The organism is Mycobacterium sp. ZZG (assembly GCF_054786995.1).
The window spans coordinates 40,482-64,549 of the sequence record NZ_JBTBFV010000031.1 but is presented as its reverse complement, the minus strand read 5'-3'; the positions used below and the strand labels follow the sequence as shown (position 1 = coordinate 64,549).

Here is a 24,068-nt window from a genome sequence, read left to right as displayed (position 1 = left end):
ACCGCGATATTCTTCACCTGCGAAGTGCCTTCCAGTCAGGATATTTGAACCGTCGAGAAGTCCAATTATCCCTTGCAGGACAGGCACTTTCGCTTATCTACACCCGACACCCACAACATTTCACGAAAAATCCGGGTTAGAGGCAGTAGCTTGACCCCATGACCACCACCAGCAGTCGACCACTTCGCGTCATCCAGTGGACCACCGGCAACATCGGACGGCGATCGTTGCACGCGATCATCGGCCGCGACGACATGGAGCTCGTCGGGGTGTACGCGCACGGCGCCGACAAGGTGGGGGTCGACGCTGCCGAGCTGGCCGGATGGCCGCAGCCAACCGGCGTGACCGCAACCAACGACATCGAGGAACTGGTGGCGCTGCAGGCGGATGCGTGCTGTTACAACCCGTTGTGGCCCGACATCGACGAGCTGGTGCGGCTGTTGGAGTCCGGAGTCAACGTGTGTTCCAGCGCCGCCTGGATCACCGGGGGCAAGCAGTCCCCCGAAGACCTCGACCGCATCCGGCGCGCATGCGCCGCAGGGAATTCCACGATCTTCGGCAGTGGCGCACACCCCGGCATGAGCAACCTGGTCGGAATGGTCCTGTCCGGGGCGTGCGAGCGCGTCGACGAGATTCGCATCACCGAGTCGGTGGACTGCTCCACCTACGAGTCGGCGGGCACGCAGACCGCGATGGGCTTCTCGCAGGATCCCGACACCCCGGGACTGGCCGAGAGCGTACGGCGGGAGAGTGAGGTGTTCGCCGAGTCCGCCGCGATGATGGCCGACGCGATCGGCGCCACGCTGGACCGAATCACCTTCGACGTCACCTTCACCGCGGCCACCGGTGACAGCGACCTCGGTTTCATGAAGATCCCGGAAGGCACAGTCGCCGGGGTGCACGGCTATCACCGCGGCTGGGTCGGCGACCACAACATCGTCAGTGTCGGCTTCAACTGGATCATGGGAAACCACGTCACCCCGCCCAAACCGCTCGAACACGGCCACGTGATCCAGGTGTTCGGAGTGCCCAACATGCGCACCGTGCTGCACTGCCTGCCGCCCAAGGACTGGACCGAGCCCGGGTTCATGGGCCTGGGCATGATCTACACGGCGATGCCGGTGACCAACGCGGTGCCCGCCGTCGTCGCCGCGCCGCCGGGCATCGTCACGCTGGCCGACCTGCCGCCGATCACCGGCCGGGCGGCGGCCTGATCTCGCCGAGATTGCTTTCAGCGTCGCGATTTCGCGAGTTCCCTCGCGTGGAATGCGATTTCGGCGGACAGGGTCAATGCACCTGCAGGGCCACTCCCACCGTGCCAGCCCCGACGTGGATCGACAGCAGCGGCCCCATGTCGGCGACGGTGAGCGAGGAGAGCTGCGGAAGCCGTTGCGTCAGTGCGGCGCCGAGCTCGTCGGCGGCGTCGTGGTTGTCGACGTGGTGCACGACGACGTCGGCGCACCGGTCGCCGATCACCTGCGCCACCCGATCCACCATCGCGGCATGTGCCTTGGTGACCGTGCGGATGCGCTGGTCGAGCACCAGCCGGCCGTCCACGTCGAGGCACAGCAGCGGTTTGAGGGCCAGTGCGGTGCCCAGCCACGACGCCGTGGTGCGAATCCTGCCGCTGCGGCGCAGATTGTCCAGCCGGTGCACGACGAGGAACACGTGCGAGCGGGTCAGCGCGGAACGCGCCGCGGCCTCGACGGCGTCGATGTCACCACCGGAGCGTGCGCAGTCGGCCGCGGCCAGCGCCACGAATCCCACACCCATCGCGGCCGAGCGCGAGTTCACCACCCGCACCGCGGGGCCGAATTCCCGGGCCGCCGTCGCCGCCGCACTGTAGGTACTCGACAGCGCTCCCGAAAGATGAACGGCGACAACGCCGTCGCCGCCGCTGTCGGTGAGGGCGCGGCGGTAGGTGTCGACCAACTCGGCGGGGGTCGCGCCGGCGGTGGTCACCTTGGGACGATCGTGGATGTCGTAGGGGATGTCATCGATCCCGTCGCGCAGGTCCTCCCCGTCAAGCAGCACGTGCAGGGGCACCTCGCGAATGTCCCACCGTGTGCGCTCCTCACACGGAAGGCGCGAGGACGAGTCGCTGACGACCACGACCGGCATGGAGCGTCAGCCGCCTATCGAGGGGACGTCCGGGATGTCCACGCCTGCCTCGGCGAGTCCCTTGATCATCAGTTCGGCGACCGCCTGATGGGCTTCGAAGTTCCAGTGGATGCCGTCGGGGTTGCCTCGACCGCTGCGCACCTCTTCGCCCACCGCGGCCTTGAGATCGACCAGCGGCACCCCCTTCTCGGATGCCCAGCGGGTGATCGCTGCGACGGTCCCGGCACGGCCGTGATGGGCCATCCCGTACGTCGGGGCGATGTGCACCGACGGAAGCGATGCCACCACCGGGATGCCCGGACGGTTGAAGTCGATTGCCGCCCTTGTCATCTCGAGATAGTCGACGGTCAGGTGCGGAGGCAGGGCTGGGCGCGCGATCGGCGAGAGCCGGGGCTGCACCCAGCCGTATCCGTCACGCACCCAACGCCGTAGGCGCGGAGGTCGCACGTAGCGGATCAGTTCGCGCAGCGCGGTCGGCAGCGGTGACGGCAGCGAATCCATGCCGGACGTTGCGAAGATCACCGCGCCCGCTTTCGGCAACGCCGCCCACGACCGCGGATCCTGGGTGGCCGCCCACCACACGTCCCGACTCGTCCACCCGATCCGGCCGATCAGTTCGACACCCCAGTCAAGTTGCCCCGCAACGAGGTTCGGCCAGATCCGGGGATCGTCTGAGGGAAGCCCGCCGGTGGGCCCGTAGTAGGACAGCGAGTCGCAGAAGATCAGCAGCGTGCGGCGACCGGCCCGTGCCTCAGAGGACATCGTTGGCAACCTGAGCCGAGGCGTTCCACACGTCCAGACGCCACCGGATGTCCGCGAACGACGCCGGGTCACCGTCGGCGCGGGTGTGCCCGGCCAGCTGGACCCAGCTGGCGTTGCCCATGCCGCCGAGCACCGGCCAGTTCTCGGGCGGCAATCCCAGCAGCGCCGCGGTCAGCGCAGCGATCAGGCCGCCGTGCGCGACGAGCACCACGGGGCGCTCCGAGCCGGCCGCCCCCCACTCGGTCTGCCGGGCGACCAACTCCTGCACCAGCGGCAGGCTGCGCGCGGCCACGTCGATTCGGCTCTCCCCGCCGTGCGGAGCCCAGCGCGCGTCGTCACGCCATGCCAGCCGCGCACCCGGAGCGACGGCGTCGACCTCCAGGTGGGTCATGCCCTGCCAGTCGCCCAGATGGGTCTCCCGCAGTCGGGTGTCGATGCTGACCGGCTGGCCGCTGCGGTCACCGAGCGCGACGGCGGTATCGAGCGCACGGCGCAGATCCGAGGACACGATCAGCAGCGGCTGCCGCTTGGCGAGCACCTCGGCGGCCGCCACGGCCTGTTCCCGGCCCAGGTCGCTGAGGTCGGTGTCGAGCTGACCCTGCATCCGGCTGCCGGCGTTGTACTCGGTCTGCCCATGCCGCAGCATGACCAGGCGGCGAACCCTCATTCCTCGTCCCGCGGCAGGTCATCCCGCGGCGCGGCCTCCTGTGGCGCGTCCTCCTGCGGGACGTCGAGGTCCACCGGCACTGTCGGGCAGTCCCGCCACAGCCGGTCCAGTGCGTAGAAATTGCGTTCGTCTTCGTGCTGGATGTGCACCACGATGTCGACGTAGTCGAGCAGGGTCCAGCGACCTTCCCGGGTGCCCTCCCGGCGTGCCGGCTTGTAGCCGGCACGGCGCATCTTCTCCTCGACCTCGTCGACGATCGCGTTGACCTGCCGATCGTTGGATCCGGACGCGATGACGAAACAGTCGGTGATGACGAGCTGGCCGGACACGTCGATCACGACGACGTCCTCGGCGAGTTTGGCCGCCGCCGCCCTGGCGGCGACGGTGGCCATGTCGATGGCTTCGGCTGAGGCGGTCAGGGGTGCTCTCCTTCACCTACAAGGCTGGGGCTCCGATAGAGATTACGTTTGGCCACGTACTGCACGACACCGTCGGGGACCAGATACCAGATCGGCCGCGACTCCTCGGCCCGCCGGCGGCAGTCCGTCGACGAGATCGCCAGCGCCGGCACCTCGATCAGGTTCAGGGCGTCATCGGGCAGCTCGGCCATGGCCGCCGTGATGTGTTTTCCGTCGAGTTCGTAGCCGGGCCGGCTGACTCCGACGAACCGGGCGATCGAGAACATCTCCTCCCAGTTCTGCCAGGACAGGATCGACGCCAGCGCGTCGGCACCGGTGATGAAGTACAGGTCGGCGTCGGGATTCTGGGCCCGCAGATCTCGCAGCGTGTCTTTGGTGTAGGTGGGACCGCCGCGGTCGATGTCGGCTCTGCTGACGGAAAACCGCGGATTGGACGCCGTCGCGATCACCGTCATCAGATAGCGGTCCTCGGCCGCGGTCACCGGCCTGCTGCGCTTCTGCCAGGGCTGGCCGGTCGGCACGAACACCACCTCGTCGAGCTCGAACCGGTCGGCGACCTCGCTGGCCGCGACGAGGTGGCCGTTGTGGATGGGATCGAAGGTCCCGCCCATCACGCCCAGCCTTCTGCGCCGTCGGCCGCCTGCTTGCACGAATAGCGAGCTTACGGGAGCGCGGCCTCAGACAGCCGAGAGCCGATGGGCGTGCAACGCCTCGGACACCTCGAACGCCGCGCGGTCGGCGCGGTAGACGTCGCGGGCGTACTCCACACACCGCCCGGAGCTGTCCTCGGTGTTCCGGGTCAGCAGGGTCCCGGCCGAGCCCGCCCGCACACCGAGCTGCGCGCTCGTCGCGTCATCGAGCACGATGGATTCCAGTACCGCGGTCGAACGGGCCAGGTCGATGCCGAACCGGGTGCGCAGCACCGCCCACAGCGAGCCGTCGTCGGTCACGTCGAGAATGCCGGGCGTCAGGTCGGCGGGAAGGTACGTCGTCTCCAACGCGAACGGAACGTCGTCGACACTGCGCAGTCGGTGAAAGACGTGCACGGCGGCGCCGTCGGCGAGATCGAGTGCGCGCCGCACCGCGGGACTGGCCACCCGATGTTCGGCCCACAACAACTTCGCCGCCGGCCGCCGGCCCATCCGGGCGACCTCTTCCGAGAAGCTGCCGACATGGAACCGCACCCGCGGCTCGGCCACGAACGTGCCGCGCGGCGGCTTGCGGTAGACCACGCCTTCGCTCTCCAGCAGCGACAGCGCCTGACGAGCGGTCATGCGGCTGACCCCGTGCCGTTCGGCGAGCTCACGTTCGGACGGCAACAGCGTGTGCGGGCCCAGCGCTTCGGTGGCGATCAAGTCGCGGACATCGGCGGCAATCGACATGTACAGGGGCGTGCCTGCGGGCATCTTTGCAGCGTAGCGACGTAACTGAACTTCGGTCGTCAAGATGTCCCGGGTAAACAATGTGTGACTTCGTTGACGCGGGGCCGCAGGACACCCATACTCTGGTTCAACCACATGGTCTAGACCATAGATTTGGAGCGATCGATGTCTGAGCAGTCTTCGCGGCAGTCTTCGCGCAGTGATGCCGCCGACCTCGCCCAGTTCGGGTACAAGGAGTCGCTGGAACGACGGACCGGGAAGTTCGCCTCGTTCGCGGTCGCGTTCGCGTTCGTGTCGATCGCAACGGGCATCTTCACCACCTACGGCTCGGTGCTCAACAGTTCGGGTCCGGTCGGCATCTGGACGTGGCCGATAGCGGTGATCGGTCAGCTCGCGGTCGCCTTCGTGCTGGGGGCGCTGGCCTCCCGGATCCCGGTGACCGGTTACCACTACCAGTGGATGTCGCGCCTGGCGAACCCGGTCCTGGGCTGGATCATCGGCTGGATCTCGTTCTCGTTCCTGGCGGTCGTCGTCTGCGCGGTGGACTACACGATCGCCTCGACGATCCTGCCGGTGCTGCTGAACTACGAGAGCACCCCGACGATCGCGTGGGTGATGACGGCCGTCGTGCTGCTGCTGCAGGCACTGCTGGTGGCGTTCTCGACCCCGTGGGCCGAGCGGGTGAACAACAGCCTGGTCACCCTGGAGCTGATCGGGATGGTCGCGCTCACCGCGCTGCTCCTGGTTGTCGCGGCCGTCCGCGGCGACATGGATTTCGGCAACCTGTTCAGCAAGGGCGCCGTGTCCGCAGAAGGGTTCTGGAGCTTCGGCGACTGGACCTCGGCCGGTCCGTGGATGCTGGGCTTTCTTCTCGGCGCGTTCACGATCGTCGGTTTCGAATCCGCGGCCAACCTCGCCGAAGAGACCCACGACCCGGAGCGGGTGGTGCCGCGGGCGATGTGGCAGGCCGTGCTGGCCTCCGGTGTGCTCGGATTCGTGTTCCTGGTGGCGGTGACGCTGGCCGCGGGTGATCCGGTGGCGCTGGCCGAATCCGGCACGCCGATCGCCGACGTCATCGACAAGACGCTCGGCTCGGTGGTCGCCACGCTGCTGCTGTTGATGGTGGTGCTCGCGATCTTCGCGTGCGGGCTGGTCATCATGATCACCGGCGTGCGGCTGACCTGGGCGATGTCACGCGACAAGCGGTTCCCCGGCTGGCAGCAATGGAGTCAGATCTCGCCCCGGTTCCACACTCCCCTTAAGGCCACGGTGCTGTACTTCTGCCTGGCGCAGCTGATCCTGGCGATCTTCGCGCACTCGGAGACCGCGCTGTTCACCCTGTTCGGCGCCGCGACGCTGCTGCCGGCGGTGATGTACGCGTCCACGGTGGTGCTGTACCTGGTCAAGCGCAAGGAACTGCCCAGCAACGGCAAGTTCGACCTGGGCGTCTGGGAGGCCCCGATCCTGGTGGTGGCGGTGGTCTGGCTGGTTTTCGAGTTGGCGCTGTTCCGCGACGCATCTTTCAAGGAGGCGTGGTCCTACGTCATCGTGATGGTGGCGATCGGGGCGGCCTACCTCGGCTACCTGCTGATCCGCTACGGCAAGAAGAGTCTGTCGATGCCGGACATGCACTCCATCGACGCCGAACTGCGGGAGTGACGGACCACGCGATGGGTCACATCCTCGCCATCGATCAGGGCACGTCCGGAACCAAGGCCGTCGTCGTCGACGCCGCCGGGCACGTCCTGGCCGTCGCCGAGGAGTCCCTGCGCCCGGACTATCTGCCCGGCGGCGGCGTCGAGCAGGATCCCGAGGCGCTCTTCGATTCCGTCGTCACCGCCGGACGCCGCGCGCTGGAGTCGGCCGGGGTGACCGCCACCGCGGTCGCGCTGGCCAACCAGGGCGAGACGGTTCTGGCGTGGGACCGCACCACCGGGCAGCCCCTCACCCCCGCGGTCGTGTGGCAGGACCGGCGCGCCGAGTCCCTGTGCGCCGCACTCGCCGATCATGCCGACGAGGTCGCCCGGCGGACCGGGCTGGTGCTCGATCCGTACTTCTCCGCACCGAAGATGGCGTGGATCCGCGCCCAGCTGACCCGCGACGGGGTGGTGACCACGACCGACACGTGGCTGGTGCACCGGCTGTGCGGCGCGTTCGTCACCGACGCGTCCACCGCGAGCCGCTCCCTGCTCATGTCGTTGGACAAGGTGCAGTGGGACGACGACCTCGTCGCGCTGTTCGGCCTGGACGGCGAGGCGCTGCCCCAGATCGTCGCCAGCGACGAGATCATAGGCACCACAGAGGTTTTCGGCCCGAGTCTGCCGGTCACCGGCCTGGTCGTCGACCAGCAGGCGGCACTGCTGGCCGAGAGCTGTCTGGAGCCGGGATCGGCGAAATGCACTTACGGCACCGGCGCGTTCCTGCTCGCGCAGCTCGGGTCCGACGCGGTGCGGTCGACCTCCGGGCTGACGACGTCGGTGGCCTGGCGGTTACGTGACCAGACGCGGTACTGCATCGACGGCCAGGTTTACACGGCCGCATCCGCGATCCGTTGGGCCGTGGATCTCGGGTTGGTACCGTCGGCCGATCAGATCGACTCCGCCGCAGCGGAATCCAGCGACGGCGTGTTATGCGTGCCGGCGCTGGCGGGGCTGGCGGCGCCGTGGTGGGATTCGGGCGCGACCGCGTCGTTCTCGGGGATGACTTTGTCGAGCGGACGCGGCCAGTTGGTACGGGCGCTGGTCGAAGGAATCGCCGCGCAGGTGACCGCACTGACCGACCTGGTGTCGGCGGACCTCGGCAGGCCATTGACACGGCTGCGCGTGGACGGCGGCCTGACCCGGTCGGCCGCCCTGATGCAGGCCCAGGCCGACCTGGCCCGCATGCCGGTCGAGGTGTACCCGTCGCTGCACGCGACCGCGCTCGGTGCGGCCGCGTGTGCCCGGCTCGCACTCGACCCCGGGATCTCCGTCGCGGACGCGGTGGGGCACTGGGTTCCCGCACAGACCTACCAACCGCGGTGGTCGGCCGACCGCGCCGCCGACTACCTGCACCGCTGGCGTCGTGCCGCTGATTCGGCTGCCACACAGCAGAATTCATCTGAGGAGAGCACATCATGACCTCCGAAGGCGTCTCCGACGTCGTCGTGATCGGCGCCGGGATCGTCGGCGCCGCGATCGCCCGGGCCCTGGCCGGCACCGACCTGTCGGTCACGATGGTCGAGGCCCGCAACGATGTCGGCGACGGCACCAGCAAAGCCAACACCGCGTTGCTGCACACCGGTTTCGACGCCACCCCCGGGACGCTGGAATCCCGGCTGGTGGCCAGGGGCTACCACCTGCTCGGCGACTACGCCGAACAGACCGGCATCCCGGTGGAACGCACCGGCGCAATGCTGGTGGCCTGGACCGAGGAGGAGGCCGACGCGCTGCCCGGCCTGATCGTCAAGGCCGAGCGCAACGGCTACCGCGAATGTGGCCTCGTCACCGCCGACGAGGTGTACCGCAGGGTTCCCGACCTCGGCCCGGGCGCGCTGGCCGGTCTGACCGTGCCCGGCGAATCGGTCATCTGTACCTGGACCACCAACCTGGCGCTGGCCACCGACGCGGTAGCCCGGGGTGCGCGACTGCTGCGCGGTGCACAGGTCACCGGCGTCGACCGCGGGCCCGACCACACGACGCTGCACACCACCGCCGGGGACGTGCGCGGGCGGTGGGTCATCAACGCTGCCGGCCTGGGGGCCGACCATCTCGACGCCGAGTTCGGGTACGAGCGCTTCACCGTGATCCCGCGCCGTGGCGAACTGCTGGTGTTCGACAAACTGACCAGGCCGATGGTGCCGCTGATCGTGCTGGCCGTGCCGTCTTCCCGCGGCAAGGGTGTGCTGGTGAGCCCGACCATCTACGGCAACGTGATGGTGGGCCCGACATCGGAGAACCTCAAAGACCGCACGGCCACGGGAACATCCGAGAAGGGGTTCGACTTCTTGATCTCGAGGGGGCGGGCGTTGATGCCGTCGCTGTTCGACGAGGAGGTCACCGCCAGCTACGCCGGGCTGCGCGCGGCGACCGATCACGACGACTATCTCATCGACCTCGATGCACGGCAGCGCTACGTGCTCGTCGGCGGAATCCGCTCCACAGGTCTCACGTCGGGTATGGCGGTGGCCGAGTACGTCACCGAGCTGTTGGCCAGGGCCGGCGTCGAGGTCACCGAACGTGACGGCCTGCCACCGCCGCCCCGCATGCCCAATCTCGGCGAAGCCGCGGTGCGCCCGTACCAGGACAGTGAACGCATCGCCGCCGACGCGGAGTACGGAAGGATCGTCTGCTTCTGCGAGCGGGTCACCGCCGGAGAGATCCGCGATGCCTTCGACTCCCCGATTCCGCCCGCGGACCTCGACGGGCTGCGCCGGCGCACCCGCGTGATGAACGGGCGCTGCCAGGGGTTCTACTGCGGCGCGCACACCCAGACCCTGCTCCAGGCGGGAACCGCGCGGTGAACCACGTCGCAGTGGCCGTCATCGGCGCAGGACCGTCCGGGCTCACGGCCGCCGCCGCGCTGGCCCCCGCGGTCGACGGCGAAGTCCTTGTGCTCGAGCGTGAGGCGCAGACCGGTGGAATCCCCCGGCACAGTGACCATCTCGGGTATGGCATGCGCGACCTGCACCGGTTCATCTCCGGGCCTGCCTACGCCCGGCGTCTGACCGACATGGCCCGCGACGCCGGGGCCGTGCTGGAAACCGAGGCGATGGTCACCGGGTGGGCGGGTGAACGCACCGTGCAGATCACCTCCCCGCGCGGCGTGCGGACCGTCACCGCAGACGCGGTCGTCCTTGCCACCGGCGCCCGCGAACGCCCCCGCCCGGCCCGGCTGGTGCCCGGCGACCGCCCCGAGGGTGTCTACACCACCGGACAGCTGCAGAACATGGTGCACGTGCACCACACCGCCGTCGGTCGCCGGGCGGTGATCGTGGGCGCCGAACTGGTCAGCTGGTCGGCGGTGCTCACCCTGCGTGAAACCGGTTGCGCCACCGCGGCGATGATCAGCGGCTATCCCCGTGCCGAGGCGTACGCCGCGTTCCGGTCGGCCGGCCGGATACTGCTGGACGAGCCGGTGCTCACCGGCAGCCGCGTGGTGGGCATTCACGGCAAGGACCGGGTCCGCGCGGTCACCGTGGAACACATCGCCACCGGACAGCGTCGTGAGATCGCCTGTGACACCGTGGTGTTCACCGGCGACTGGATCCCCGACCACGAGCTCGCCCGCACCGGCGGACTGCAGATGGACTCCGCCACGCGCGGCCCCGTCGTGGATCCGGCCCTGCGGACCAGCCGTCCGGGCGTGTTCGCGGTCGGCAACCTGCTGCACCCGGTGGACACCGCCGACGGCGCCGCCCTCGACGGCCGCCACGTCGCCCCCGCGGTGCAGTCCTGGCTGCGCCGCCGCGACGACGCCGCGCCGACCCCGGCCGTGACCCCGATCCGCGTCGACGCACCGCTGCGTTGGGTTGCCCCGCAACTGGTCTCCGCCGACGGCGGCGTCCCCGCCCGCGGCGACCTGCTTTTGTGGACCGACGAGTACCGCCGCTTGCCGCGGCTGCGCGCCATGCAGGACGGCCGGCTGCTGGCAAGCAAACGCACCCCGTGGCCGGCCGCGCCCGGGCGGGTCTACCGGGCGCCGTGGTCATTGGTGGCCGGTGCCGACCCGAAGGGCGGTCCGGTCACGCTGTCGCTGGCCTGATCATCTCGTCGCCGAAATTGCATTCCGCGCGGACTCCGGACGAAAAACACCGCGTGGAATGCGATTTCGGCGGGAAGCTAGACGGGGAGCAGCGCGTCGATCACCGAGGCGAGCTGCTTGGCCGAGCGGCACTCATGCATGGTGATGACGTCCTGATAGCGCGGCACGGCGGAATCACCGCTGCCCCACAGGTGCCTGGGCTCAGGGTTGAGCCAGTGCGCGTGCCTGCTGGCGTTGACCATGTGGGCGAGCAGATCGGTCTCAGGGTTGCGGTAGTTGTTGCGGCCGTCGCCGAGTACCAGCAGCGAGCTGCGCGGCGACAGCACGTTGGGGAACTTGTCGAGGAACGACACGAACGCGTGCCCGTAGTCGGAATGCCCGTCACGGGTGTAGACGGCGGCCTCACGGGTGATCCGCTGCACGGCCACCGCGAGATCCGCGTCGGGACCGAACAATTCGGTGACCTCGTCGGTGGTGTCGATGAAGGCGAACACGCGCACCCGGGAGAACTGCTGGCGCAGCGCGTGCACCAGCAGCAGCGTGAAATGGCTGAAACCGGCCACCGATCCGGACACGTCGCAGAGCACCACCAGCTCGGGACGCGCCGGATGCGGCTTCTTGAGCACCACGTCGATCGGGACACCACCGGTCGACATCGACTTTCGCAGCGTCTTGCGCAGGTCGATCTCCCCGGCGCGGGAACGCCGTCGCCGGGCCGCCAGCCGGGTGGCCAGCATGCGGGCCAGCGGGCCGACCGTGCGGCGCATCTGCCGCAGCTGCTCGCCTGACGCGCGCAGGAACTCGACGTTCTCGGCCAGCTGCGGAACCCCGTACATCTGCACGTGGTCGCGGCCGAGTTGCTCGGCGGTGCGCCGCTTGGTCTCCGACTCCACCATCTTGCGCAGCTGCGCGATCCGTTGCGCGGCAATGGCTTTGGCGATCTGCTCCTGGGTGGGCGTGGGCTCCTCGCCGTATGGGGCGAGCAGCCCCACCAACAGCCGGCCCTCCAGGTCATCCAGGCTCATGGCCTTGAGCGCCTGGTACGACGAATACGACGGCCCGCGGCTGGAGCTGTACCGGCCATAGGCCTCGACGATCTGGGCGATCATCGCCGCCAGCCGCTCGTCGAGATCGGCCAGTTCCTGGTTGTCGGTCAGCATGTCGAGCAGGGCCTGGCGCATCGCCTCGATGTCCTCCGGCGGCAGACCTGACTCGTCGTCCGGATCCTCGAGCAGGGTCTTGGCACCCAGCGCCGCCGGGAAATACAGATCGAACAGTGCATCATAGGTGTCGCGGTGGTCGGCACGGCGCAATACCGCGCACGCCAGGCCTTCCCGCAGCACGTCCCGGTCGGCCAGTCCCAGCGTCGCCATCACCTGGCCGGCATCCACCGTCTCCGACGGACCCACCGAGATCCCCTGCGCGCGCAATGCTTCCACGAACTCGACCAGATGGCCGGGAATTCCGTGGGGCGCCAGCGGCTGGGGCGGGCGGGTGCGTCGCGCAGGCATCAGTTGAGTCTCAGCTCGCCCGCGGCTTTGATCTGGTCGGACTGGTGCTTGAGGACGACGCCGAGCGTCGCGGCGATCACCTCGTCGTCGACGGTGTCCATGCCCAGGGCCAGCAGCGTGCGGCCCCAGTCGATGGTCTCGGCCACCGACGGCAGTTTCTTGAGCGCCATCCCCCGCATCACGCCGATGATCCGCACCAGTTCCTCAGCGAGCCGCTCCGGCAGCTCGGGCACCCGGGAGAGCAGGATGCGGCGCTCCAGATCCGGGTCCGGGAAGTCGATGTGCAGGAACAGACACCGGCGTTTGAGCGCTTCGGACAGTTCGCGGGTCGCGTTCGACGTCAGCACCACCAGCGGCCGCCGCTCGGCGGTGATGGTGCCGAGCTCGGGCACCGTCACCGCGAAATCGCTCAGCACCTCCAGCAGCAGACCCTCGATCTCGATGTCGGCCTTGTCTGTCTCGTCGATCAGCAGCACCGTCGGTTCGGTGCGCCGGATCGCGGTCAGCAGCGGACGGGTCAGCAGGAACTCTTCGGAGAAGACGTCGTCCTTGGTGCGGTCCCAGTCGGTCCCGTCGGAGCCGGCACCGGCATTGCCGGCCTGGATGCGAAGAATCTGCTTGGCGTGGTTCCACTCGTAGAGCGCCCGGGCCTCGTCGACGCCCTCATAGCACTGCAGGCGCACCAGTTCGGAGCCTGTCGCCTGGGCGATGGCGCGCGCCAGTTCGGTCTTGCCGACACCGGCGGGCCCCTCCACCAGCAGCGGCTTGCCGAGCCGGTCGGCGAGGAACACCGCGGTGGCCGTCGCAGTGTCGGGCAGATAACCGGTTTCGGCCAGCCGCTTGGCGACATCGTCGATGTCGGCGAACAGCGGCACGATCTGTGCGGGAACGCTCACGGGTGCTTTTCTCCTCGGGGCTCAGGCCGGACGGGTGTGCCCGGCACCCCACACGATCCATTTGGTCGACGTCAGTTCGGGCAGACCCATGGGTCCTCGGGCATGCAGCTTCTGGGTCGAGATGCCGATCTCGGCGCCGAAGCCGAACTGCTCACCGTCGGTGAACGCCGTCGACGCGTTGACCATCACCGCGGCGGCGTCGACGCGTTCGCTGAACCGTTGGGCCGCAGCCAGATCGGTGGTCACGATGGCTTCGGTGTGGCCGGTGCCGTACTCGTTGATGTGCTCGATCGCGGCGTCCAGACCGTCGACCACCGCCAGCGCGATGTCCATCGACAGGAACTCGGAGCGCAACTGCTCCTCGGACGGCTCGGTGTGCACCGAGACCCCCGCCGCGGCCAGCGCTTCGGTCAGCCGCGGCACCGCGACATCGGCAATGGCCGCGTCGACCAGCAGCGACTCGGCGGCGTTACACACGCTCGGGCGCCGGGTCTTGGCGTTCAGCACGATGGATTCGGCCATGTCCAGATCGGCCGACTTGTGAACGTAGACATGGCAGTTGCCGACGCCCGTCTCGATCGTAGGCACCTGCGCGTCGCGCACGACGGCGTCGATCAGCCCGGCGCCGCCGCGCGGGATCACCACGTCGACCAGTCCGCGCGCCTGGATCAGATGGGTCACGGTGGCCCGGTCCTTGCTGGACAGCAGTTGCACCGCGTCGGCATCGAGTCCCTCGGTGGCCAGCGCCGCCCGCAGCGCGTTCACCAGCGCCGCGTTGGACTGCGCGGCCGACGAACTGCCCCGCAACAGAACCGCGTTGCCCGATTTCAACGTCAACCCGAACGCATCGACGGTGACGTTGGGGCGGCCTTCGTAGACGATGCCGACCACACCCAACGGGACCCTCTGCTGCCGCAATTGCAGACCGTTGGGCAGTGTGCGGCCACGCAGCACCTCACCGACCGGATCCGGCAGACCGGCCACCTGACGCAGCCCGTCGGCGATAGCGTCCACCCGGGTGGGGTTCAGCGCGAGCCGGTCGAGCATCGCCTCGGGGGTGCCCGCGGCCCGTGCCGCGGCGAGGTCGACCTCGTTGGCATCCAGGATCGTGCGGGTGTGCATCAGGACGTGGTCGGCGGCGGCGCGCAGGGCGCGGTTCTTGACGTCGGCACTCAACGTCGCCAGCGTCCGGGACACCCGGCGGGCCCGGCGTGCGGCGTCGTGAACCTGCTGCCGCAAGTCGGGGGTGGCGGGGTTCTGCACGCTCATCAGGCCAGGGTATCGAACCTCCCGTCGGCAAACGGCATGGCATTCGACACGCGTCCACCCTCGCGCTGCGACTAGCTTGGACTCTCATGGTGACGCGGGTCTGCGTGGTCGGCAGTGTCAACGCCGACCTCACGTTCACCGTCGAGGCGCTGCCCCGGGCCGGACAGACCGTGCTGGCCTCGGCGCTGTCCACCTCGCCGGGCGGTAAGGGCGGTAACCAGGCGGTGGCCGCGGCACGCGCCGGCGCCGCGGTGCAGCTGGTCGCGGCGCTGGGCACCGACGCCGCCGCCGGGCAACTGCAGGCGCATCTGCGCGCCAACGGCGTCGGCACGGACGGCCTTACCCGGGTGCCCGGGCCCAGCGGGTCCGCGGCGATCGTGGTCGACGCCGCTGCCGAGAACTGCATCGTCGTCGCGCCGGGCGCCAACGCGCATCTGAACCTGAGTTCGCCGGCGGTGCAGGCGGTGGTGGCCCGCAGCGACGTGGTGCTGTTGTCGCTGGAGATCCCGATGGACACCGTGGTCGCCGCGGCCCGGGTCGGGCGTGCCGCCCGGGCGGCTGTGGTGCTCAACGCGTCCCCGGCCCCACCCGACATCGCGACGCTGGCCGGCCTCGTCGACGTGGTCGTCGTCAACGAAACCGAGTCCGACGACTGGCTCGACGGTGACCGGCCCCGGGTACCGCACCTGGTCGTCACCCGTGGTGCCCGCGGTGCCACCCATTTCGGCGAGGGCCGTTCGGACATCCCGGCGCCCGCCGTCGAGGCGGTGGACACCACCGGCGCCGGCGACGTGTTCGCCGGTGTGTTCGCCGCGCACTGGCCGCGCGGCGTCCCCTACGCGCTGGCCCGAGCGTGCGCGGCCGGGGCGCTGGCGACGCTGGTGCCCGGTGCCGGCGACTGTGCCCCTTACAGTGAGGCTGTCGAGGACGTGCTTGAGGCGTCCTGACCGGACGGAAGGACTGCGCCAGATGAGCACCGAATCCCGCCCCCACCCCGCAGAGCCGTCTCCCGCCCGCCCCCCCGAGCCAGCTCCCGCCCGCCCCGCTGAGCCGTCTCCCGCCCGCCCCCCAGAAGGTGACTGGCTCGGTACGCCCTACCTGCGCTTCACCCGGGAAGGCGCATTCGGCGTCTGCCGGCTCGACCGTCCGGAGGCACGCAACGCGATGACGCCGGCGATGTACTTCGGCATCAAGTACGCGGTCAAGCACGTCGAAAGCGATCCCGACCTGGCCGGACTGCTGATCACCGGCACCGGCGACGTCTTCGCTCCGGGGGGCGACATGGGTGGCGGCGGCGCCGACAACTGGATGACGTTCGGGCCCGCACTCGGGATGGACGCCTTGCCGTTCGACACTCTGCGCCAGTCGGCCAAACCGGTCGTGGCGGCGGTGAACGGCCTCTGCCAGGGCGGCGGCCTGCAGATCGCACTGTGCGCCGACATGGCCGTAGTCAGCGACCGGGCCACGTTCCGGGTGCCCGAGCTGTACCGCGGGATCGCCGACACGTACTACAGCCACATGCTGGCCCGGCTGATCGGGCCGGTCCGCACCCGCGACCTGATGTTCACCGGCCGCACGCTGACCGCCGAAGAGGCACACGACTGGGGCATGGTGGCCCGGGTGGTCCCCCACGACGACCTGGCGCATGTGGCCCGCGAGGTCCTCGCCCAATGCTGCCGGACCGCCCCGGGAGCCCGAACCGTCGTCAAATCCAGCCTGGACAACTATCTGGGCCTCTACGACCGCATCGGGATGGCGGCCAGCCTCGGCGCACCCGAGTCCATCGAGGGCTTCATGGCGTTCAAGGAACGCCGATCCCCGGAATGGGTGCACCCCGCACTGCGCATCGACGGCAGACTCTAGACAGTTCAGACTTCCCTGAATTCAGGAGTTGATGTACTGTCTGCGCTGTGCAGACCGCCCTCGGTAGTGACGCGCTGTCCCGTTTCGGTTGCGCCATCTCGGATCCGACCCGCGCCCAGATCCTGCTGATCCTGCGCGACGGCCCTGGGTACCCGTCCGAGCTCGCCGAGCGGATCGCGGTGTCGCGGCAGATTCTGTCCAACCACCTCGCCTGCCTGCGGGGCTGTGGTCTGGTCACCGTCAGCCGCGAAGGCAGGCGCAGCCGTTACGAGCTGGCCGATCCGCGGATCGCCCACGCGCTCACCGACCTGGTCGGCCTGGTTGTGGAGGTCGACCCGGCGTGCTGCCCGGCGGCCGACGAGCAGGCCTGCTGCTGATGGCAAAGGCGGGGCTCAACGCGCACCGCCGCCGGGTCCTGACCTGGGCCGATCCCGTTGCGGCGCTGGGGATCGCGGCGCTGGCTGTGCGTGAAGGAATCCAAGCCTGGAAGGGTGACCCATGCTGCATCTGATGCCTGCAGTCGCGCTGTGTCTGTTCGCCGTGTTCGCCGCGCTCGGATTCGGTTGGCGCAGTTGGGTTCAGCGCCGTCACACCGGTTCCACCGGCTTCAAGGGTGTCACCGGAAGACCCGGGTCACCGGAATGGTTCGCCGGGGTGGGTTTCGTGGTCGCCATCGCGGTCGCCGGCACCGCGCCGGCACTGCAATGGACCGGGCTGGTCGACCCGCTGCTGGCCGCGCCCTGGATTCACCTGACCGGTGCCGGTGTCGCGGCCGCGGGCATCGCCGCGACGGTGTACGCCCAGCGCGACATGGGTGACGCCTGGCGCATCGGCGTCGACGCGTCGGAGACGACGACACTGGTCCGCACCGGCGTGTTCGCGCGGGTGCGCAACCCGATTTTCGCCGCGATGATCGTCTTCGCGTTCGGCGTCACGCTGGTCACACCCAACGTGGTGGCGATCGCCGGCTTCGTGATCCTGGTGGTGACGATCGAGCTCCAGGTGCGCACCGTCGAGGAGCCGTATCTGCGCGCCGCACACGGTGCGCCCTACCGCGACTATCTCGCCGCCGTCGGACGTTTCGTGCCCGGGGTGGGCACCGTCAGTCGGTAGGGACCTCGCGGTCGATCTCGTCGAGCCAGGTGCGGGCCGACATGTCCGACGGGGCACGCCAGTCCCCGCGCGGCGACAGCGACCCGCCGTGGGAGACCTTGGGCCCGTTGGGCAGCGCGGAGCGCTTGAACTGCGCGAACGAGTAGTACCGCTGGGCGAATACCTGCAGCCAGTGCCGGATCTCCTTCAGCGAGTATGTCGGACGCTTTTCCTCGGGATATCCCGACGGCCAGTCACCGCGGGTGGCATCGCTCCACGCATGCCAGGCCAGGAACGCGACCTTTGACGGCCGGAACCCGAACCGCAGCACCTGGAACAACGAGAAGTCTTGCAGCACATAGGGTCCGACCTTGGATTCGCTGCTCTGGATTTCCTCGTCCTCACCCGCGGGCACCAGCTCCGGGGAGATCTCGGTGTCAAGCACCGACTGCAGCACCTCGTTGACGGTGTCATCGAACTGCTTCGACGAGATCACCCACCGAATCAGATGCTGGATCAATGTTTTCGGGACCCCGCCGTTGACGTTGTAATGCGACATCTGATCGCCGACACCGTACGTCGACCAGCCCAGTGCCAGTTCGGACAGATCCCCGGTGCCCAGCACGATACCGCCCTGCTGGTTGGCCAACCGGAACAGGTAGTCGGTGCGCAGGCCGGCCTGCACGTTCTCGAACGTGACGTCGTAGACCTTCTCCCCGCGTCCGAACGGATGGTCCATGTTCTTGAGCATCAACTCGGCGGTCGCCTTGATGTCCAGTTCGGCGAACGTCACGCCCAGCGCCTCGGCCAACCGCAGCGCGTTGCCCTTGGTCCGGTCTCCGGTGGCGAACCCGGGCATCGTGTAAGCCAGAATGTCGCTGCGCGGCCGCTGTTCCCGGTCCATCGCCCGCGCCGCGACGATGAGCGCATGGGTCGAGTCCAGACCGCCGGACAGACCGAGCACGATCTTGGGATAGTTCAGCGCCCGCAAGCGCTGCTCCAGACCGGACACCTGGATGCTGTAGGCCTCGTAGCAGTCCTGTTCCAGCCGTTGCGGATCCGACGGCACGAACGGGAACCGCTCGATGTGCCGCAGAAGCCCGACGTCGCCGCTGGGCGGGTCCAGGACGAACTCCACACGCCGGAACGAATCGGTGCTCGCGCTGTGGTGCCTGCGGTTGTCGTCGAAAGTGCCCATCCGAAGGCGTTCGGAGCGAAGAAGTTCGAGATCGACGTCGGCGACCGACCGTCGCTCACCTTTCGGGAAGCGTTCCGACTGGGCCAGGCATTCGCCGTTCTCCCAGATCATCGTCTGCCCGTCCCACGCGAGATCGGTTGTGGACTCACCTTCGCCGGCCGCGGCGTACACGTAGGCGGCCAGGCACCGGGCCGAGGCGGATCGGGCCAGCAGGCAGCGGTCCTCGGACCGGCCGATGGTGATAGGGCTACCGGACAGGTTGGCCAACACCGTCGCGCCTGCCAGCGCGGCCGACGCACTCGGCGGGATCGGCACGAACATGTCCTCGCAGACCTCGACGTGCAGCACGAACCCGGGCAGATCGGATGCGGCGAACAGCAGGTCGGGGCCGAAGGGCACGTCGACAGCGTCGTCACCCCTGCCCAGCCTGATCGATCCGCGCACGTCGTCACCCGGAGCCATCTGGCGTCGCTCGTAGAACTCGCGGTAGTTGGGCAGGTAGGACTTCGGGACCACACCGAGGACCCGGCCGCGGTGGATCACCACCGCGGTGTTGTAGATCCGGTGCCGAAAGCGCAGCGGTGCACCGATCACCAGCACGGGCAACAGGTCGGCCGACGCGGTGACGATCTCGAACAGCGCGTCCTCGACGGCCTCGAGCAGGGCATCCTGCATCACGATGTCCTCGATCGAGTATCCCGACAGCGTCAGCTCCGGGAAGACCGCGAGCGCAACACTGTCGTCGTGGCAGGCCTGGGCCAGTCGCAGCACGGATTCGGCATTGCCCCGAGGGTCGGCGAGCGCCGTGTGATGCGTGCAGGCGGCGACCCGGACGAAGCCGTGCCGGTACGCGGAGTAGAAATCCATGCCTCATTGTTGCCCGAAAAGCGAACGGGATATGCCAACACCCCACGCCGTCGGCCGAGCGAGGTGACGTCACCCCAAAGCTGACCGGCTGACCAGTACATACGCGATCACCGGCGGTGATCGCCTACATTCGGTGACGTGGAGGCCCCCGAACTCGTCGCGTTACTGCAGGACCGGCGTGTCGCGGTGCTCACCGGTGCGGGCATGTCGACCGATTCGGGGATCCCCGACTACCGCGGCCCGGACTCGCCGCCGAGCAATCCGATGACCATCCGGCAGTTCACCTCCGATCCTGAGTTCCGGCAGCGGTACTGGGCGCGCAATCACCTCGGATGGCGGCATATGGACCAGACGCTGCCCAACGCCGGGCACCGTGCGCTGGCCGCGCTGGAACGTGCCGGGGTGGTGACCGGCGTGATCACCCAGAATGTCGACCTGCTGCACTCCAAGGCGGGCAGCGAGAACGTCATCGATCTGCACGGTTCCTACGCTCGGGTGATCTGTCTGGACTGCAGGCACACCATGACGCGCGCGGCGCTGGCCGACCTTCTCGACGACGCCAACCCGGGTTTCGCCGAGAGGGCCGCGGCTCTCGGCGGAATCGCGGTGGCCCCCGACGCCGACGCCGTGGTCGCCGACACCGCCTCCTTCCAGGTGGTGGACTGCCCGCGCTGCACCGGCATGCTCAAGCCGGACATTGTCTACTTCGGTGAAAGCGTTCCGAAAGAGCGTGTTGTGCAAGCATTCTCGATTGTCGACGGAGCCGAGGCGCTGCTGGTCGCCGGGTCGTCGCTGACGGTGTACTCCGGCTACCGGTTCGTCCGGCATGCCGCTGCCTCCGGGACGCCGATCGCGATCGTCAACCGGGGACCAACCCGCGGCGACGACCTCGCCGACGTCAAGATCGACAACGGGTGTTCGCCGATGCTGGCGCTGCTCGTCGACGAGCTGACCGGACGCTCAGACGGCCACCAGGTCATCGGCGTGCACGGCGGGTCTGCGCATCTCGGCGGGTAGGTCCGACGTGGACCGGCCGAGCATCGTCGCCAGTTCCGCGGCGTCATAGGCGACCACACCGCGAGCGACCATCGCGGCGTCCTTGTCGCGCAGCTCGACGACGTCACCGCCGTAGAACCGGCCCGACACCGCGGTGATCCCGGCGGGAAGAAGTGAGCGCCGCTGCCGCACCACGGCATTGACGGCGCCCTCGTCCAGGGTCAGTGTCCCAGAGGCTTCGGCGGCGTAGCGCACCCAGAACCTACGCGCGGACATGCGTTCTGAGCGCGGGGCGAACACTGTGCCCACCGACGCGTCCTGCAGCGCGGCGTCGGCATCCGAGGCGGCGGCCAGCAGCACCGGGACGCCGGCGTCGGCCGCCAGCAGCGCCGAGGACAGCTTCGAGACCATACCGCCGGTGCCGAGGTGGCTGCCGCGGCCGGCGGTCACCCCTTCCAGGTCGTCGGGTCCGGCCACTTCCGGGATGAACCGTGCCGGATTGTCTGCGGGCGCCTTGCGGGGATCGCCGTCATAAAGGCCGTCGATGTCGGACAGCAGGATCAACGCATCAGCGCCCACCAGGTGGGCGACCAGGGCCGACAGCCGGTCGTTGTCGCCGAACCGGATCTCGTTGGTGGCCACGGTGTCGTTCTCGTTGACGATCGCCACCGCGTGCAACGCCCGCAACCGGTCCAGGGTGCGCTGGGCGTTGGTGTGCTGCACCCGCATCGAGATGTCGTGGGCGGTCAGCAGTACCTGGCCCACGGTGCGGCCGTAATGCCCGAACGCCGCGCTCCAGCAGTTGATCAGCGCCACCTGACCCACGCTGGCTGCGGCTTGCTTCGTCGCCAGATCGGTGGGCCGCTTGGTGAGTCCGAGCGGCTCGATGCCGGCTGCGATGGCGCCCGAAGACACGATCACCACGTCCGAGCCGGCCTTCATCCGCGCTTCGATGGCGTCGGCCAGGTTCTGCAGCCGGTTGGTGTCGAACACCCCCGAAGACGTCGTCAACGCGGTGGTGCCGATCTTGACCACCACTGAGCGTGCCGTCCGGATCGCTTCCCGGTGCGCGCTCATTCGTCTACATCGCCACTCTGGCGGCGCGCCTTCCGTGCCGCCTTGCGTTCGTCGGCCGAGACCCGGTCGCTCTGTTCCAGTCGTACATCGGTGCCGCGGCCGGTCAGCGGCACGTCGACACCGGCCGGGGTCTGCGGCTCCCAGTCGAAGGTCATGTCGCCGATGGTCACCGCGCAGCCGGGCCGGGCGCCGAGCTTGAGCAGCTCGTCCTCGACGCCGAGCCGCGCCAACCGGTCGCCGAGATAGCCGACGGCCTCGTCGTTGTCGAAATTGGTCTGCGCGACCCAGCGTTGCGGCCGGGTGCCCTTGACCACGAAGCCGCCCTGACCGTCGGGTTCGACCGAGAACGCCGTCTCGTCGACCGGGATCGGTCGGATCACCGGGCGGCGCGGCACCACGGCCGGCTGGCTGGCCCGATACGAGGACACCATGTCCCACAACGCGAAGGTCAAGGGTCGCAACCCTTCCCGGCTGACTGTCGAGATTTCGAACACCGGCCAGCCGAACTTCTCGGTGATGTCCTGGCGGACGAAGTCGGCCAGCTCCCGGGCGTCGGGAACATCGATCTTGTTCAGCACCACCGCCCGTGGGCGTTGGGCGAGGTCACCGAGCGTCGAATCGCCCTGCAGCGTAGGCGTATACGCCGCGATCTCGGCCTCCAGCGCCTCGATGTCGGACACCGGATCACGGCCCGGCTCCAGGGTCGCGCAGTCGACGACATGCACCAGCACAGCGCAGCGTTCGATGTGGCGCAGGAAATCCAGCCCGAGGCCGCGCCCCTCCGAGGCGCCCGGGATCAGCCCCGGCACGTCGGCGACGGTGTAGGTGTGCTCACCCGCCGACACCACCCCGAGATTGGGCGCCAGCGTGGTGAACGGGTAGTCGGCGATCTTGGGTTTGGCAGCTGAGATCGCCGACACCAGCGAGGACTTGCCCGCCGACGGAAAGCCGACCAGGCCCACATCGGCGACGGTCTTGAGCTCCAGGGTGAGGTCACGGGCCTCGCCCTTCTCGCCGAGCAACGCGAAACCGGGCGCCTTGCGGGCACGCGAGGCGAGTGCGGCATTGCCGAGGCCCCCGCGACCACCGGCGGCGGCCTCGAAGCGGGTGCCGGCGCCGACCAGGTCAGCCAGGATCTGGCCGTGCTCGTCGAGCACGACGGTCCCGTCGGGGACCTTCACCTCGAGGTCGGCGCCCGCGGCACCGTCGCGGTTACTGCCCGCGCCCTGTTTGCCGTTGGGTGCGGCCACGTGGGGATGGAAATGGAAGTCGAGCAGGGTGTGCACCTGCGGGTCGACGACGAACACGATGCTGCCGCCGCGACCGCCGTTGCCGCCGTCCGGACCGCCGAGAGGTTTGAACTTCTCGCGATGGACCGAGGCGCAGCCGTTGCCGCCGTTACCCGCCCGCGCGTGAATGACGACGCGGTCGATGAACCGGGGCATCGGACATCCTTTCGGTGACGAAATCTACGTTCTGCCGGCCCGACGCGAAGCCTGCGGCGAAACGTCGATCTCGCGTGAAAGTCAGGCCTCGGGAGCCGCTCCGGCGGCGACATCGGACGACGTGCGGGTGACGCGAACGACGTTGACGGTCTTGCGGCCGCGCTTGCTGCCGAACTCGACAGCGCCGGGAGCGGTCGCGAACAGCGTGTCGTCGCCGCCACGGCCGACGTTCACGCCGGGGTGGAAATGAGTGCCCCGCTGCCGCACCAGGATTTCCCCGGCCTTGACGACCTGCCCGCCGAACCGCTTCACGCCGAGCCGCTGGGCGGCTGAGTCGCGACCGTTGCGTGAGCTGGAAGCGCCCTTCTTGTGTGCCATGTCTTCTCGCTCCCGTCGTTACTTGATGCCGGTGACCTTGAGCACCGTCAGCTGCTGACGGTGACCCTGGCGCTTGTGATAGCCGGTCTTGTTCTTGAACTTGTGGATGCGGATCTTCGGACCCTTGGTGTGCTCGAGGACTTCACCGGTGACCGCGACCTTCTCCAGGGCCGCGGCGTCGGTGGTCACGTTCGCACCGTCGACGACCAGGGCGACGGGCAGCGACACCGTGGCGCCCGGCTCGACGTCGAGCTTCTCCACCTTGACCACGTCACCGGCCGCGACTTTGTACTGCTTGCCACCGGTCTTGACGATCGCGTACGTGGCTGTTTTGGCTGCCATCGCTGGGTCTTCTCCTGCTTCGCGTGCGGGCGCGCATCACC

General features: G+C 68.9%; 24 protein-coding genes and 1 pseudogene. 11 read left to right on the top strand and 14 right to left on the bottom strand.

Going from position 1 to position 24,068, the window contains the following annotated elements; genetic code table 11:
* Positions 1 to 158 precede the first annotated feature (158 nt).
* Positions 159 to 1,214, top strand: coding sequence for an NAD(P)H-dependent amine dehydrogenase family protein (locus ACXMYJ_RS17740; protein WP_460358064.1), 1,056 nt, complete (start codon positions 159 to 161; stop codon positions 1,212 to 1,214).
* A gap of 73 nt (positions 1,215 to 1,287) precedes the next feature.
* Here ACXMYJ_RS17740 and ACXMYJ_RS17735 read toward each other — a convergent pair whose 3' ends face one another.
* From ACXMYJ_RS17735 to ACXMYJ_RS17710, 6 genes are read right to left on the bottom strand one after another with little or no spacing between them, the layout of a single operon-like run.
* Entirely contained in the window at positions 1,288 to 2,121 is an 834-nt protein-coding gene (locus ACXMYJ_RS17735) for a DegV family protein (RefSeq protein WP_460358061.1), read from the bottom strand.
* Between the two features lie 6 nt (positions 2,122 to 2,127).
* Positions 2,128 to 2,883 carry a diglucosylglycerate octanoyltransferase gene (octT, locus tag ACXMYJ_RS17730; RefSeq protein ID WP_260754185.1) on the bottom strand — a complete coding sequence of 252 codons (756 nt, stop codon included), beginning with the start codon at positions 2,881 to 2,883 and terminating at the stop codon, positions 2,128 to 2,130.
* Positions 2,873 to 3,550 (bottom strand): glucosyl-3-phosphoglycerate phosphatase, encoded by a 678-nt coding sequence (gpgP, locus tag ACXMYJ_RS17725; protein ID WP_260754187.1) that lies wholly within the window; start codon positions 3,548 to 3,550, stop codon positions 2,873 to 2,875. Before gpgP ends, octT begins: the two co-directional genes overlap by 11 nt.
* Positions 3,547 to 3,969, bottom strand: coding sequence for a ribosome silencing factor (gene rsfS, locus ACXMYJ_RS17720; RefSeq protein ID WP_260758189.1), 423 nt, complete (start codon positions 3,967 to 3,969; stop codon positions 3,547 to 3,549). The genes gpgP and rsfS overlap by 4 nt, the downstream gene beginning before the upstream one ends.
* Positions 3,966 to 4,589: a nicotinate-nucleotide adenylyltransferase gene (gene nadD / locus ACXMYJ_RS17715; RefSeq protein ID WP_396885538.1), complete on the bottom strand. Its 624-nt coding sequence runs from the start codon at positions 4,587 to 4,589 to the stop codon at positions 3,966 to 3,968. The genes rsfS and nadD overlap by 4 nt, the downstream gene beginning before the upstream one ends.
* A 57-nt stretch (positions 4,590 to 4,646) precedes the next feature.
* Entirely contained in the window at positions 4,647 to 5,375 is a 729-nt protein-coding gene (locus ACXMYJ_RS17710) for a GntR family transcriptional regulator (protein WP_443187912.1), read from the bottom strand.
* A 141-nt stretch (positions 5,376 to 5,516) separates the two neighbouring features.
* Here ACXMYJ_RS17710 and ACXMYJ_RS17705 point away from each other — a divergent pair, with 141 nt between their 5' ends.
* Genes ACXMYJ_RS17705 through ACXMYJ_RS17690 form a run of 4 tightly spaced genes read left to right on the top strand, consistent with a single transcriptional unit; the run spans position 5,517 to position 11,093 of the window.
* Positions 5,517 to 7,010, top strand: coding sequence for an amino acid permease (locus ACXMYJ_RS17705; RefSeq protein ID WP_260754191.1), 1,494 nt, complete (start codon positions 5,517 to 5,519; stop codon positions 7,008 to 7,010).
* A gap of 11 nt (positions 7,011 to 7,021) precedes the next feature.
* On the top strand, positions 7,022 to 8,470 hold the full coding sequence (locus ACXMYJ_RS17700; protein ID WP_460358056.1) for an FGGY family carbohydrate kinase: 1,449 nt from the start codon (positions 7,022 to 7,024) through the stop codon (positions 8,468 to 8,470).
* Positions 8,467 to 9,852 carry an FAD-dependent oxidoreductase gene (locus tag ACXMYJ_RS17695; RefSeq protein WP_460358053.1) on the top strand — a complete coding sequence of 462 codons (1,386 nt, stop codon included), beginning with the start codon at positions 8,467 to 8,469 and terminating at the stop codon, positions 9,850 to 9,852. The genes ACXMYJ_RS17700 and ACXMYJ_RS17695 overlap by 4 nt, the downstream gene beginning before the upstream one ends.
* A complete protein-coding gene (locus tag ACXMYJ_RS17690) occupies positions 9,849 to 11,093 on the top strand; it encodes an NAD(P)/FAD-dependent oxidoreductase (RefSeq protein ID WP_460358050.1) in 1,245 nt (414 codons plus the stop codon). Before ACXMYJ_RS17695 ends, ACXMYJ_RS17690 begins: the two co-directional genes overlap by 4 nt.
* 77 nt (positions 11,094 to 11,170) lie before the next feature.
* Here the strand turns inward: ACXMYJ_RS17690 and ACXMYJ_RS17685 are convergent, their stop codons facing one another.
* Genes ACXMYJ_RS17685 through ACXMYJ_RS17675 form a run of 3 tightly spaced genes read right to left on the bottom strand, consistent with a single transcriptional unit; the run spans position 11,171 to position 14,769 of the window.
* Positions 11,171 to 12,604 carry a vWA domain-containing protein gene (locus ACXMYJ_RS17685; RefSeq protein WP_460358048.1) on the bottom strand — a complete coding sequence of 478 codons (1,434 nt, stop codon included), beginning with the start codon at positions 12,602 to 12,604 and terminating at the stop codon, positions 11,171 to 11,173.
* Positions 12,604 to 13,500: an AAA family ATPase gene (locus ACXMYJ_RS17680; RefSeq protein ID WP_460358045.1), complete on the bottom strand. Its 897-nt coding sequence runs from the start codon at positions 13,498 to 13,500 to the stop codon at positions 12,604 to 12,606. The genes ACXMYJ_RS17685 and ACXMYJ_RS17680 overlap by 1 nt, the downstream gene beginning before the upstream one ends.
* A gap of 21 nt (positions 13,501 to 13,521) precedes the next feature.
* Positions 13,522 to 14,769, bottom strand: coding sequence for a glutamate-5-semialdehyde dehydrogenase (locus tag ACXMYJ_RS17675; protein WP_460358043.1), 1,248 nt, complete (start codon positions 14,767 to 14,769; stop codon positions 13,522 to 13,524).
* Between the two features lie 86 nt (positions 14,770 to 14,855).
* On the opposite strand from ACXMYJ_RS17675, the gene ACXMYJ_RS17670 reads away from it, so the two are divergent.
* From ACXMYJ_RS17670 to ACXMYJ_RS17650, 5 genes and pseudogenes are all read left to right on the top strand, one after another.
* Positions 14,856 to 15,716, top strand: coding sequence for a PfkB family carbohydrate kinase (locus ACXMYJ_RS17670; RefSeq protein WP_443187907.1), 861 nt, complete (start codon positions 14,856 to 14,858; stop codon positions 15,714 to 15,716).
* A gap of 22 nt (positions 15,717 to 15,738) precedes the next feature.
* On the top strand, positions 15,739 to 16,632 hold the full coding sequence (locus tag ACXMYJ_RS17665) for an enoyl-CoA hydratase/isomerase family protein (RefSeq protein WP_260754200.1): 894 nt from the start codon (positions 15,739 to 15,741) through the stop codon (positions 16,630 to 16,632).
* Positions 16,633 to 16,679: 47 nt separating this feature from the next.
* Entirely contained in the window at positions 16,680 to 17,009 is a 330-nt protein-coding gene (locus ACXMYJ_RS17660) for an ArsR/SmtB family transcription factor (RefSeq protein WP_260754210.1), read from the top strand.
* A gap of 41 nt (positions 17,010 to 17,050) precedes the next feature.
* Positions 17,051 to 17,143 (top strand): annotated as a pseudogene (locus tag ACXMYJ_RS17655) (cobalt transporter); the annotation flags it as partial.
* Positions 17,143 to 17,745, top strand: coding sequence for a methyltransferase family protein (locus ACXMYJ_RS17650; protein ID WP_260754212.1), 603 nt, complete (start codon positions 17,143 to 17,145; stop codon positions 17,743 to 17,745). The pseudogene ACXMYJ_RS17655 and the gene ACXMYJ_RS17650, both read left to right, overlap by 1 nt.
* Here the strand turns inward: ACXMYJ_RS17650 and ACXMYJ_RS17645 are convergent.
* The gene (locus tag ACXMYJ_RS17645) at positions 17,735 to 19,789 is read right to left on the bottom strand and encodes an NAD(+) synthase (RefSeq protein ID WP_460358038.1); all 2,055 of its coding nucleotides are present in this window, start codon (positions 19,787 to 19,789) and stop codon (positions 17,735 to 17,737) included. The two genes, ACXMYJ_RS17650 and ACXMYJ_RS17645, sit on opposite strands and share 11 nt — an antisense overlap.
* A 138-nt stretch (positions 19,790 to 19,927) precedes the next feature.
* On the opposite strand from ACXMYJ_RS17645, the gene ACXMYJ_RS17640 reads away from it, so the two are divergent.
* Positions 19,928 to 20,806, top strand: a complete 879-nt coding sequence (locus ACXMYJ_RS17640) for an NAD-dependent protein deacetylase (RefSeq protein ID WP_460358035.1) — start codon at positions 19,928 to 19,930, stop codon at positions 20,804 to 20,806.
* Here ACXMYJ_RS17640 and proB read toward each other — a convergent pair.
* The 4 genes from proB to rplU all read right to left on the bottom strand — a co-directional run bounded on the left by proB (position 20,750) and on the right by rplU (position 24,027).
* Positions 20,750 to 21,862, bottom strand: coding sequence for a glutamate 5-kinase (proB, locus tag ACXMYJ_RS17635; protein WP_260754217.1), 1,113 nt, complete (start codon positions 21,860 to 21,862; stop codon positions 20,750 to 20,752). The genes ACXMYJ_RS17640 and proB overlap by 57 nt on opposite strands.
* Entirely contained in the window at positions 21,859 to 23,307 is a 1,449-nt protein-coding gene (gene obgE, locus ACXMYJ_RS17630; RefSeq protein ID WP_260754218.1) for a GTPase ObgE, read from the bottom strand. The genes proB and obgE overlap by 4 nt, the downstream gene beginning before the upstream one ends.
* An 81-nt stretch (positions 23,308 to 23,388) precedes the next feature.
* Complete coding sequence (gene rpmA, locus ACXMYJ_RS17625; RefSeq protein WP_260754219.1) at positions 23,389 to 23,685, bottom strand: 50S ribosomal protein L27; 297 nt, start codon at positions 23,683 to 23,685, stop codon at positions 23,389 to 23,391.
* An 18-nt stretch (positions 23,686 to 23,703) separates the two neighbouring features.
* Positions 23,704 to 24,027 carry a 50S ribosomal protein L21 gene (gene rplU / locus ACXMYJ_RS17620; protein ID WP_260754220.1) on the bottom strand — a complete coding sequence of 108 codons (324 nt, stop codon included), beginning with the start codon at positions 24,025 to 24,027 and terminating at the stop codon, positions 23,704 to 23,706.
* Positions 24,028 to 24,068 lie beyond the last annotated feature (41 nt).